The organism is Enterobacter sp. fkY84-1, from assembly GCF_052974705.1.
On sequence record NZ_CP169393.1, the window covers coordinates 3,279,306 to 3,291,301 of the forward strand.

10 protein-coding genes are annotated in these 11,996 nt (G+C 54.1%); 2 read left to right on the top strand and 8 right to left on the bottom strand.

Annotated features, from left to right (window positions below):
* Window positions 1-42: 42 nt before the first annotated feature.
* From nuoF to lrhA, 6 genes are all read right to left on the bottom strand, one after another.
* Window positions 43-1,380 (bottom strand): NADH-quinone oxidoreductase subunit NuoF, encoded by a 1,338-nt coding sequence (nuoF, locus tag ACEPLT_RS15650; RefSeq protein ID WP_023325766.1) that lies wholly within the window; start codon window positions 1,378-1,380, stop codon window positions 43-45.
* Window positions 1,377-1,877, bottom strand: a complete 501-nt coding sequence (gene nuoE, locus ACEPLT_RS15655; protein WP_008500208.1) for an NADH-quinone oxidoreductase subunit NuoE — start codon at window positions 1,875-1,877, stop codon at window positions 1,377-1,379. Before nuoE ends, nuoF begins: the two co-directional genes overlap by 4 nt.
* A gap of 2 nt (window positions 1,878-1,879) precedes the next feature.
* A complete protein-coding gene (gene nuoC / locus ACEPLT_RS15660; RefSeq protein ID WP_008500207.1) occupies window positions 1,880-3,682 on the bottom strand; it encodes an NADH-quinone oxidoreductase subunit C/D in 1,803 nt (600 codons plus the stop codon).
* 89 nt (window positions 3,683-3,771) lie between these two features.
* Window positions 3,772-4,446: an NADH-quinone oxidoreductase subunit NuoB gene (gene nuoB / locus ACEPLT_RS15665; protein WP_003861482.1), complete on the bottom strand. Its 675-nt coding sequence runs from the start codon at window positions 4,444-4,446 to the stop codon at window positions 3,772-3,774.
* Between the two features lie 15 nt (window positions 4,447-4,461).
* The gene (gene nuoA, locus ACEPLT_RS15670) at window positions 4,462-4,902 is read right to left on the bottom strand and encodes an NADH-quinone oxidoreductase subunit NuoA (protein ID WP_006176516.1); all 441 of its coding nucleotides are present in this window, start codon (window positions 4,900-4,902) and stop codon (window positions 4,462-4,464) included.
* Between the two features lie 630 nt (window positions 4,903-5,532).
* Window positions 5,533-6,471, bottom strand: a complete 939-nt coding sequence (gene lrhA / locus ACEPLT_RS15675) for a transcriptional regulator LrhA (protein ID WP_021241557.1) — start codon at window positions 6,469-6,471, stop codon at window positions 5,533-5,535.
* A 938-nt stretch (window positions 6,472-7,409) separates the two neighbouring features.
* Between lrhA and alaA the strand changes: the two genes are divergently transcribed.
* A complete protein-coding gene (alaA, locus tag ACEPLT_RS15680) occupies window positions 7,410-8,624 on the top strand; it encodes an alanine transaminase AlaA (RefSeq protein WP_008500204.1) in 1,215 nt (404 codons plus the stop codon).
* 118 nt (window positions 8,625-8,742) lie between these two features.
* Window positions 8,743-9,342 carry a 5'-deoxynucleotidase gene (gene yfbR / locus ACEPLT_RS15685; RefSeq protein ID WP_023344588.1) on the top strand — a complete coding sequence of 200 codons (600 nt, stop codon included), beginning with the start codon at window positions 8,743-8,745 and terminating at the stop codon, window positions 9,340-9,342.
* An 80-nt stretch (window positions 9,343-9,422) separates the two neighbouring features.
* Here the strand turns inward: yfbR and ACEPLT_RS15690 are convergent, their stop codons facing one another.
* Both ACEPLT_RS15690 and ACEPLT_RS15695 read right to left on the bottom strand, forming a co-directional pair.
* Window positions 9,423-11,255, bottom strand: a complete 1,833-nt coding sequence (locus ACEPLT_RS15690; RefSeq protein ID WP_021241559.1) for an SLC13 family permease — start codon at window positions 11,253-11,255, stop codon at window positions 9,423-9,425.
* Window positions 11,256-11,330: 75 nt separating this feature from the next.
* Window positions 11,331-11,990: a sugar phosphatase gene (locus tag ACEPLT_RS15695; protein ID WP_021241560.1), complete on the bottom strand. Its 660-nt coding sequence runs from the start codon at window positions 11,988-11,990 to the stop codon at window positions 11,331-11,333.
* Between the last annotated feature and the right edge of the window lie 6 nt (window positions 11,991-11,996).

Genomic DNA, 11,996 nt, shown 5'->3' on the forward strand with positions numbered 1-11,996 from the left:
GTTGGCTCGGTCGAAACCGAGCGTTAATCAAAATTCTTGTCGTTACCAGCGCGCTTTAAGCAGGTTCGGCTGAATCCCATTAATCGCATGGGTATTGCTGAACGGCTGCTTGATGCCTGCTTCGAACTCGTCGCGGAAATATTTGATCGCGCTCTGCAGAGGTTCGACGGCACCCGGTGCGTGGGCACAGAAGGTTTTACCCGGGCCTAAGAATCGACACAGTTGCTCAAGTGTCTCGATATCGCCAGGCTGGCCTTCGCCACGTTCGATTGCACGCAGGATCTTCACGCTCCACGGCAGACCATCACGGCACGGTGTGCACCAGCCGCAGGACTCACGGGCGAAGAACTCTTCCAGGTTACGCACCAGCGAGACCATGCCGATCTCGTGGTCGACGGCCATCGCCAGCGCCGTACCCAGACGGCTGCCTGCTTTACCAATGCTTTCGAATTCCATCGGCAGGTCAAGGTGGGCTTCGGTCAGGAAGTCTGTCCCTGCCCCACCCGGCTGCCAGGCTTTGAATTTCAGGCCATCGCGCATGCCGCCCGCGTAGTCTTCAAGAATTTCACGTGCGGTAGTACCGAACGGCAGTTCCCAGACGCCAGGATTTTTCACGCGACCGGAGAAGCCCATCAGCTTGGTACCGGCATCTTTGCTTGAGGAGATGCCCTGATACCACTCCACGCCGTTCGCGAGGATAGCCGGAACGTTGCACAGGGTTTCGACGTTGTTCACACAGGTCGGTTTACCCCACACGCCGGAGCTTGCCGGGAACGGTGGCTTGGAACGCGGGTTCGCACGGCGGCCTTCCAGGGAGTTAATCAGCGCGGTCTCTTCACCGCAGATGTAACGCCCGGCACCGGTGTGCACGAACAGTTCGAAGTCAAACCCGGTGCCGAGAATGTTTTTGCCCAGCAGACCCGCTTCGGTGGCTTCGGCAATCGCGCGACGCAGGTTTTCCGCCGCTTCGATGTACTCACCGCGCAGGAAGATGTAGCCACGGTACGCTTTCAGCGCGAACGCGGAGATCAGCATGCCTTCCACCAGCAGGTGCGGTAGCTGTTCCATCAGCAGGCGGTCTTTATAGGTGCCCGGCTCCATTTCATCGGCGTTACACAGCAGGTAACGGATGTTCATGGATTCGTCTTTTGGCATCAGGCTCCACTTCAGACCGGTGGAGAAGCCCGCGCCGCCGCGGCCTTTCAGGCCCGACTCTTTTACCGCGTTAACGATGTCGTCCGGCGCCATGCCGCCAAGGGCTTTACGCGCACCGGCATAGCCGTTTTTGCGCTGATATTCGTCGAGCCATACCGGCTGTTTGTCATCACGCAGACGCCAGGTCAGTGGATGCGTCTCAGCAGTACGAATTACAGTTTTCATTTGTACTGCTCCAGCAGGTCAGGAATCGCTTCCGGCGTCAGATGGCTGTGAGTGTCCTCATCAATCATCATGGTCGGCCCCTTGTCGCAGTTACCCAGGCAGCAGGTTGGCAGCAGAGTAAAGCGCCCATCGAATGTGGTCTGGCCCGGCTTGATATTGAGCTTCTTCTCAATCGCAGCCTGAATGCCCTGATAACCGGTGATGTGGCAGACCACGCTGTCACAGTAGCGGATCACATGGCGGCCTACCGGCTGACGGAAGATCTGGCTGTAGAACGTGGCTACGCCTTCTACGTCACTTGCCGGAATACCCAGCACTTTCGCGATCGCATAGATCGCCCCGTCCGGCACCCAACCACGCTGTTTCTGTACGATTTTCAGCGCTTCAATGGACGCCGCACGCGGGTCTTCGTAGTGGTGCATCTCGTGCTCAATGGCGGCACGCTCTGCTTCACTCAGCTCAAAAGCCTCGGTTTGTGGTTGTTGATTCTCGTGCATAATTAGCGGTCCACATCTGACATAACAAAATCGATACTACCCAGATACACAATCAGGTCGGAGACCAGACTGCCGCGGATGGCGGACGGGATCTGCTGCAGGTGCGCAAAGCTCGGCGTACGCACGCGAGTACGGTAGCTCATTGTGCTGCCGTCACTGGTCAGGTAGTAACTGTTAATACCCTTGGTCGCTTCAATCATCTGGAAGGATTCTTGTGCCGGCATGACCGGGCCCCAGGAAACCTGCAGGAAGTGGGTGATCAGGGTTTCGATATGTTGCAGCGTGCGCTCTTTCGGTGGCGGCGTGGTCAGCGGGTGATCCGCCTTGAACGGGCCTTCCGGCATGTTGTTGAGGCACTGCTCAAGGATGCGCAGACTCTGGCGCAGCTCTTCCACTTTCAGCATCACGCGGGTGTAGCAGTCGGAAACGCCGCCGCCCACCGGGACTTCAAAGTCGAAGTTCTCGTAGCCAGAGTAAGGACGGGCTTTACGCACGTCGAAATCAATACCGGTCGCGCGCAGACCTGCACCTGTTGTCCCCCACTCCAGCGCCTCTTTGGCGCCATAGGCAGCAACGCCCTGGGAACGCCCTTTCAGGATGGTGTTACGCAGCGCGGCTTTCTCGTAAGAGGCCAGACGTTTCGGCATCCAGTCGAGGAATTCACGCAGCAGACGGTCCCAGCCGCGCGGCAGATCGTGTGCCACACCGCCGATACGGAACCAGGCCGGGTGCATACGGAAACCGGTAATGGCTTCTACCAGATCGTAAATTTTCTGGCGATCGGTAAAGGCGAAGAAGACCGGGGTCATCGCGCCGACGTCCTGAATGAACGTGGAGATGTACAGCAGGTGGCTGTTGATACGGAACAGTTCTGACAGCATGACGCGAATCACGTTTACGCGATCCGGCACGGTAATGCCTGCCAGTTTTTCAACGGCCAGCACGTATGGCATTTCGTTGACGCAGCCGCCGAGGTACTCGATACGGTCAGTATACGGAATGTAGCTGTGCCAGGACTGACGCTCGCCCATCTTCTCAGCACCACGGTGGTGGTAGCCGATGTCTGGCACGCAGTCGACAATCTCTTCGCCGTCGAGCTGAAGAATAATACGGAAAGCACCGTGCGCAGACGGGTGGTTCGGACCGAGGTTGAGGAACATGAAGTCCTCGTTGTCGGTACCGCGCTTCATGCCCCAGTCTTCCGGTTTGAAGGTCAGCGCTTCCATCTCCAGATCCTGCTTGGCTTTGGTCAGCTCAAACGGATCGAATTCGGTAGCACGTGCCGGGTAGTCTTTACGCAGCGGGTGGCCGGTCCAGGTCTGCGGCATCATGATGCGCGTCAGGTGTGGGTGGCCGTCGAAGGTCATGCCGAACATTTCCCATGTCTCACGCTCGTACCAGTTGGCGTTCGGGAAAAGTTTGGTGATCGTCGGCAGATGCATGTCGTTTTCAGACAATGCCACCTTGAGCATGATATCCGTATTACGGTCTATTGAGATCAGGTGGTAGAAAACGGAAAAATCCGCAGCAGGGAGACCCTGGCGGTGCGTTCTGAGACGTTCATCCATGCCGTGTAAGTCAAACAGCATGACGTATGGTTTTGGCAATTTCTTGAGGAAATCGACAACTTCCAGCAATTGTTCACGCTTCACCCAAACAACGGGTACCCCGGTGCGGGTAGCCTGAACAGTAAAGGCATCCGGCCCAAAACGGTTGCGCAGTTCGCCAATGACTGGGTCATCCAGATGATCCCGGGTCTGCCAGGCGGCTTCTTGCGCGGTTAAGTCGGTCATATTGTTCACCATTGCAAATGGTCCGTGGTGACTGTTGAGCCTGGCTTCGCGCTATTTGAGTAGTGATATGCGAAGGTGTTCTCCAGGCCTACAGGCGCAAATTAAATTTCGTCAGGCGTACGCAGATTGGTGACGGCAATACGTTCACCACGTTTACGCTCGCGCTCAGACTGCATGTTCGCGCGATACACACCCTGATCGCCAACGACCCACGACAGTGGGCGACGTTCTTTACCGATGGACTCCTGCAGTAGCATCAGCGCCTGCATGTAGGCTTCCGGACGAGGCGGACAACCCGGGATGTACACATCCACTGGGATAAATTTATCTACGCCCTGTACGACGGAATAGATGTCGTACATACCGCCAGAGTTAGCACATGCGCCCATGGAGATAACCCATTTTGGCTCCAGCATCTGGTCATAAAGACGCTGAATAACAGGTGCCATCTTGGTAAAGCAGGTACCGGCCACCACCATCAGGTCAGCCTGACGTGGGGAAGCACGCAGTACCTCTGCCCCAAAACGCGCAACGTCATGCACCGCAGTGAATGACGTCACCATTTCAACGTAGCAGCAAGAAAGGCCAAAGTTGTAAGGCCAGATGGAGTTCTTACGACCCCAGTTGACCATATCGTGCATGGCATGTTCGAGTTTGCCCATGTACACGCTTTTATTGACTTCTTGCTCCAGGGGGTCGGTTACGATCTCCTGTTTTTGCAGGGGGTAACGGTCATTCTCACCGTTAGGATCTATGCGGGTGAGCGTATAATCCATCTTATTGCCTCGCTGTTACTGCTGACGATTAGAGATACTGTTTTCCGGGTTGATGTGTTCACGACGTGAACGCGCAGGCGTCCAGTCAAGCGCGCCAATACGCACCAGATAAACCAGACCGGCCAGTAGCACTAAAATGAAAATTGCGGCCTCGACAAAGCCCACCCAACCACTTTCGCGAATGGAGGTAGACCACGCGAAGAGGTAAAGCGCTTCCACGTCGAAGATGACGAAGAACATGGCTACCAGATAAAACTTGGCAGACAGGCGTAAGCGAGCGGTACCTACTGAATCAATACCTGATTCGAAAGGTGTGTTTTTGTGCCTTGCACGGGCGCGACCGCCCAGGAACCAGCCGCCGACTAACATCAGGCAGCACAGGCCAATGGCTACAATAAGAAAGATTGCGAATGCCCAGTGATGAGCGATGACTTCTGTGGATGTTGACATACTCATTGCTTACTCATCAAAAGTGATACCAACGACACTGCTCTTGCTGGCAGATGGGCATCACATCGATTCATGGGGAGGAACAAATAACCTTACACTAACTGTCAGAAATGAGACGTAGACAGCAAAATGATGGGGTTTTTTACTCCTTTCTATAACCTATTGTCAACTTTAACAAAGGTTTCTTCACATTAAATTACATCGAGCGATTCTCATTAACATTTGGTGCCCTTTAACCCTGGTGGGTACATGACTTTCCGTCAAATGTATGTTGTTGAATCGTGTCCGTTTCGGAAGTAAAAAAAATAACCCTCCTATTTTGACAGGATTTGCCAACGATTCCTCCCCCCAAATAGGAGTATTTTCTTGATCTGCGACACGCTTTTGTTAATTCAACCTGGAAAACGGCAACATATTTCCTGTTTTTTTAACATAGGGGGGATATGGATGAAGTTAGAACGGAAAACGGATGAGTTTTAATCAAAAGCATTTAGCTTATTGATAAATAGAGGGTATCCCGTAAATCCACGCGGCATACGCGGGTATTATTGCTAAAAAAAAGCCACTGCATGTGAAAATCACACGAGTGGCTTTTTTTTACACTTACATTTTGTTACCAGAATTTTGAGCGGGCGATCACTCAAAATCCCCTTCAACGATCAGGGAATCATCCCCCCCTTCGGAGGTAACGCGCTCGAACTGCCACGGGTTATGGTAGTTTTCCATCGCCTCGAACACCACCTTTGCCAGCTCGTTATGGCTGGACGAATTGTGGCAGAGCAGATATTCCGTATCCGGCAGCGCAGGCAGGCCATCGGATTTTCCCAGAACGCGCAGATCGGGGCTCATCATTTCTACCGGACGGGCGGTAACACCCAGACCGGCTTTCACGGCGGCACGCACCGCTGGCAGCGTGGACGCCACATACGCCAGACGCCACGGAATATTGGCCTCATTCAGCGCCGTCAGCACCATATCGCGGAACGGGCTCGGGTCATCCAGTAACACCAGCGGCACCGGCTCGCCTTTTTGCAGCACGTATTCGGCCGCGCAATACCAGTGCGTAGGTGATGTACGCAGCGTCAGGCAATCAAACTGCCCGGGACGATGCGTGGTGACCACCAGGTCGACTTTATTCTCATTTAACATCTCAACCATAAAAGCATTACGCTTTACGCTAACGTCCAGCGCAAGCTTCGGATAAACCGAACTGATGCGATTGAGAAGAAACGGCAATATAGTATCCGCCGACTCATCAGATGCACCTAACGTTAGCACGCCCTGAAGGTTGCTAAACATTAATGACATACATGCTTCATCATTAAAGCGAAGAATTTTCCTGGCATAACCCAGAAGCTGAATACCGTGTTCCGTTAAGAGCTTATTACGCCCGTGACGGGCAAATAGCTCTTTACCAACCAGTTGCTCCAGCCGCTGCATTTGCTGGCTGACGGCGGACTGAGTTCGGCAAACGGCGGCAGCAGCTGCTGCAAAAGTGTTGAGATCGGCGACCGCAACAAACGTTCTCAGCAGATCGAGGTCGAGATTCATTATCGGACGATTTGCATTTATCATATCTATTCACTTTCAGGTTGCTCGTGCGGAGCTGCCCGGGTTGAAGCTGTGTGTGTACAGTTAAGCAATTCCCTCTGAAGATTTTCCCTCGCATCCCGGCCCGGCAGACTGCCTGACAGATAGTTATTGTGCTGCTTTATATCAACAGTCAGAAAGCACGTTTCATGACGTTATTTTTATTCTCTTAAACGTTCAGGATATTTAGATGTTCGCAGGTTTATGTAAATTACATTAAAGGTATAACACCTTTTCTGCCATCTGTATCGCAGCGCTGTCAACGTAGCAGGAGATGTGCGACACATTCCAGCCAGAGATAACTCTAACAATAACAATCAATTAATCCAGAAAACCAGTGTCAGATATACAAAAAACGTGCATCTGTCCTCTGCTTTCCTTGAAGACATCTTAACCCAAATCCACTTTATTTATAAGTCTTATTGCAATATTAAGGATTAAAGAAGAATGTTAAGCTTCTAAACTAATTTTATTAAAATTAACTAAAGTTGCATTTTATAGGTTAATAATAAATAAATTTTAATTTAGATTAAGACTATTCATTAATGGCACTTAACATTAATTTCACATGAGTAACTTTTATCCACAGTATGCTATTACAGAAACAGGCATCAAGCATTCAGGTTTTACGAAAAGTCACTCAGGGTGATTGCCACCTCTGTCCAGCTTACCACTTATTTTTAACAGCACATTATACAGTATTTTGGCAAATGGATAGCACATTTAACCTAACCTCTCGCTAAGCGCGCAACTTTAAGACAGTGAAAAAGCCTACGCGCAGCGAAAAAGATTCATCAATAATTTGCTCCGGGCACACAATCTTCTCCTGCACACCCTTCAAAACGAAGCGAGGGGGGAGTACATTATTCCGTGCTGACTTCCACGGCAGGGAGCGGCAATAATAGCGAAAAGGTTAAAGGTTCATGTCCCCTATCGAAAAATCCAGCAAGCTAGATAACGTCTGTTATGACATCCGCGGCCCGGTTCTGAAAGAGGCAAAACGCCTTGAAGAAGAAGGCAACAAGGTTCTGAAACTCAACATTGGTAACCCTGCGCCATTTGGTTTTGAAGCGCCGGATGAAATTCTGGTTGATGTGATCCGCAACCTTCCGACTGCACAAGGCTATTGCGATTCAAAAGGACTTTACTCCGCACGTAAAGCCATTATGCAGCACTACCAGGCACGCGGTATGCGTGATGTTACCGTTGAAGATATTTATATCGGCAACGGCGTCTCCGAACTGATTGTGCAGGCAATGCAGGCCCTGCTGAACAGCGGGGACGAAATGCTGGTACCCGCGCCGGACTATCCGCTGTGGACGGCTGCCGTATCACTGTCCAGCGGTAAAGCGGTGCATTATCTGTGCGACGAATCCTCCGACTGGTTCCCGGACCTGGATGATATACGCGCAAAAATTACGCCCCGCACGCGCGGTATCGTCATTATTAACCCCAACAACCCGACGGGCGCGGTTTACTCAAAAGAGCTGCTGATGGAGATCGTCGAGCTGGCCCGCCAGCACAACCTGATCATCTTTGCAGACGAAATTTACGACAAGATCCTCTACGACGCGGCGCAGCACCATTCCATCGCCGCGCTGGCCCCGGACCTGCTGACCGTCACCTTTAACGGCCTGTCCAAAACCTACCGCGTGGCCGGTTTCCGCCAGGGCTGGATGGTGTTAAACGGTCCTAAAAAACACGCCAAAGGCTATATTGAAGGGCTGGAGATGCTGGCCTCCATGCGTTTATGCGCCAACGTGCCGGCGCAGCACGCGATCCAGACCGCGCTCGGCGGCTATCAGAGCATTAGCGAGTTTATCGTGCCCGGTGGACGCCTGTACGAACAGCGTAACCGCGCGTGGGAGCTGATCAACGATATCCCGGGCGTCTCCTGCGTGAAGCCGAACGGGGCGCTCTATATGTTCCCGAAAATTGACGCAAAGCGCTTCAATATCCACGACGACCAGAAAATGGTGCTCGATTTCCTGCTGCAGGAAAAAGTGCTGCTGGTACAGGGCACGGCGTTTAACTGGCCGTGGCCGGATCACGTGCGTATCGTGACGCTGCCGCGCGAAGATGACCTGGAAATGGCCATCAGCCGTTTCGGCCGCTTCCTCTCCGGATACCATCAGTAACGTTGCCTTTCTGCCGGGTGGCGCTGCGCTTACCCGGCCTACAAAATCCGCAAATTTGCATCTTGCCTCCCCTCCCCGCACAATGAACGCCTGTCGCAGTGAAGACAAAAGGTAACCTATGAGTCAGAGTCATTTCTTTGCCCACCTCTCCCGCCTGAAACTCATCAACCGCTGGCCGCTGATGCGCAATGTTCGTACGGAAAATGTGTCAGAGCACAGTCTGCAGGTTGCGATGGTCGCTCACGCGCTGGCCGCGATTAAAAATCGCAAATTCAACGGTCAGGTTAATGCGGAACGCATCGCCCTGCTGGCGATGTACCACGATGCGTCAGAAGTGCTGACCGGCGATCTGCCTACGCCGGTGAAATATTTCAACTCGCAGATTGCGCAGGAATATAAGGCCATTGAGAAAATTGCCCAGCAGAAGCTGATTGAGATGGTGCCCGAAGAGCTTCGTGATATTTTCGAGCCGCTTATCAACGAGCATCAGTACACGGAAGAGGAGAAGTCGCTGGTTAAACAGGCCGACGCGCTGTGTGCCTATCTGAAGTGTCTCGAAGAGCTGTCCGCAGGGAATAACGAATTCTTGCTGGCGAAAACGCGCCTGGAAAAAACGCTGGAATCCCGCCGCAGCGAAGAGATGGATTACTTTATGCAGGTGTTTGTACCGAGCTTCCATTTATCGCTGGATGAGATCAGCCAGGATTCGCCACTCTGATTTACGCCCAGCGGCGCTGCGCTTGCAGGGCCTGCTGGCTTGTTGGCCGGGTAAGGCGCAGCCGCCACCCGGCAAAATGCTCAGAACGGAAACAGGACCGGTATCAATACCACGCACACCACCATCACCAGCACGGTGAACGGCACGCCCAGCTTCACGAAATCGCTGAATCGATAGTTCCCCGGTCCCAGCACCAGCGTGTTTACCGGTGAAGAGACCGGCGTCATAAACGCCGCGGAAGCGGCCATCGCCACCATCATCGCAAACGGATACGGCGATACGCCCATGGACTTCGCCATCGCCAGGGCGATAGGTGCCATCAGTACCGCCGTCGCGGTGTTCGAGATAAACAGGCCGATGGTGGCGCACATGATAAACAGGCAGACCATCATCATGTATGGCCCATACCCGCCGCCCACGTCCATTAAGCCTTTAACGATCAGATCTACCCCGCCGGTTTTTTGCAGCGCCAGGGCAAAAGGCATCATCCCGACAATGAGAATGATGCTCGGCCAGTGAATGGCCTTATAGGCGCTTTCGGCGTCAATGCAGCGGAATTTGCCCATCAACAGGCAGGCGATGATTGCGGCGACCGGATTGGGGATCTCATCGGTCAGCATCAGCGCCACCATCAATACCAGGCAAAAAATCGCATGGGGCGCCTGGCTGTGCGCAGGCGACGCGTCGCTCTCCTCAACGGGCATGTTGAGCACCACAAAATCACGCCCTTTTTGCCCGAGCTGGCTAATCAGCTTCCAGTTACCGACGACGAGAAAAATATCGCCCAGCAGGATCGGCTCATCCACCACCGCCCCTTCCATCGCCACGCCATCGCGCTTCAGCCCGACGACGTTCAGGCCATAGCGGGTACGGAACCCCATCTCCCGCACGGTTTTGCCCAACAGTTCCGACTCCGGGATCAGCGACACCTCGGCCATGCCGACATCCAGCGCCTGATCGGAGAAATACTCCCCGCGCAGCACCATCGGCTCCAGCAGCTGTTCGCTGCAAAACTCGCGCAGGTCCACATCCGCGGTGGACATATCAATCAGCAGGACGTCACGCGCGCGGAATTCCGACACCCCGTTGACGTTGACGATCACCCGGCGAAAACGTCGCCAGCGCTCTACGCCGATCACATTCGCGCCATAGCGCTCACGCAGCTTCAGGTCATCAAGCCGCTGCCCCACCATCGGCGAGCCGGGCCGGATCGCCAGACGGCGCGCGCGCCCGGTAAGGCGGTACTCCTTAATCAGATCGCGGAAGGTGCGTCGCTTCCATCCTTCTTTATTTTTGTCCTGTTTTTCACCTTTCAGGGCAAAACGGGTCAGCAGCATGTAGACCACGCCCATGACCAGAATGACCAGCCCAAGCGGGGTGACGCTGAAAAAGCTAAAGCCCTCAAATCCTTCCCGGATCAGTTCGCTGTTGACGACCAGATTCGGCGGCGTGGCCACCAGGGTCATCATGCCGCTGATAAGCCCGGCAAAGCTCAGGGGCATCATCAGGCGCGACGGCGAGCTCTGCATCCGCATGGAGACGCTCAGCACCACCGGGATAAAGATAGCGACCACGCCCGTGGAGCTCATAAACGCCCCCAGCCCGGCGACGGTTACCATCAGGTAGATCAGCATCTTGGTTTCGCTGCTGCCCGCCACTTTTACCAGCCACGCCCCCATGATGGTCGCTACGCCGGTGCGCACCAGACCATCCCCGATGATAAACAGGGCGGCAATCAGGATAACGTTGGGATCGCTAAATCCGGAGAACGCTTCCGGCAGCGTAAGCGTTCCGCTCAGCACAAACGCGACGATGACAAACAGGGCGACGGCGTCCATGCGAACCTTGCCCGTGGCAAAAAGAATGATGGCGATTAAAAGCAGGCTCAGGACCCAAATCAGTTCACCGTTCACAACCTATCCTTGTCAGTGGAAGATGAGAAATTTTGCCATAAAAAAGCCCCAGCAATGTGGGGCCATATCATGGGATTACATTTTTAGCGAGACGGTTACAACTCCGTCAGAGGCTTTTGAAACAGACAGTGCCGTCAGTGAATCCAGCACCAGATCTGCCTCGTCCAGGCGGGGAGATTCCGCCGGAACGTTAACGGCGATGACGTGGCTTCCTGCGTTCAGCCCGGCCAGTACGCCAGCCGCCGCATCTTCGACCACCACGCACTCTGCAGGGTCCAGGCCCAGCAGTTCAGCGCCCAGTAAAAATGCGTCAGGCTCCGGTTTACCCCGCTTCACGCGCTCCGCCGTGATAAACACGTCCGGCGTTGGCAACCCTGCAGCCTTGTGCCGGGCGTGGGCCACCGGCACGGAACCGGAGGTGACAATAGCCCACGGGATCTGCGCCTCGTTCAGATGCTCAAGCAGTTCGCGCGCGCCCGGTAACGCGGTGATGCCGTCCGTATCGGTGGCTTCAATGTGTTCCAGGTACTTGAACTCCGCCTGAATGTCCTCCTCAGAGCGTCCGGCCAGGAAGTGCCGTAGCGAGGTGATGGCCTGTTTGCCATGGATAAAATTCAGCACGTCCTGATGGTCGATGCCATGTCTGTCAGCCCAATGGCACCAGGAGCGTTCCACAACCGGCAGCGAGTCCACCAGCGTACCGTCCAGATCAAACAGAAAACCTCTACACTGCACACGCAC

Coding starts and splice junctions, on each gene's coding strand:
- nuoE (WP_008500208.1), bottom strand. CDS start 1,877: ATGCACGAGAATCAACAACCACAAACCGAGGCTTTTGAGCTGAGTGAA.
- lrhA (WP_021241557.1), bottom strand. CDS start 6,471: ATGATAAATGCAAATCGTCCGATAATGAATCTCGACCTCGATCTGCTG.
- nuoB (WP_003861482.1), bottom strand. CDS start 4,446: ATGGATTATACGCTCACCCGCATAGATCCTAACGGTGAGAATGACCGT.
- nuoC (WP_008500207.1), bottom strand. CDS start 3,682: ATGGTGAACAATATGACCGACTTAACCGCGCAAGAAGCCGCCTGGCAG.
- nuoA (WP_006176516.1), bottom strand. CDS start 4,902: ATGAGTATGTCAACATCCACAGAAGTCATCGCTCATCACTGGGCATTC.
- alaA (WP_008500204.1), top strand. CDS start 7,410: ATGTCCCCTATCGAAAAATCCAGCAAGCTAGATAACGTCTGTTATGAC.
- yfbR (WP_023344588.1), top strand. CDS start 8,743: ATGAGTCAGAGTCATTTCTTTGCCCACCTCTCCCGCCTGAAACTCATC.
- nuoF (WP_023325766.1), bottom strand. CDS start 1,380: ATGAAAACTGTAATTCGTACTGCTGAGACGCATCCACTGACCTGGCGT.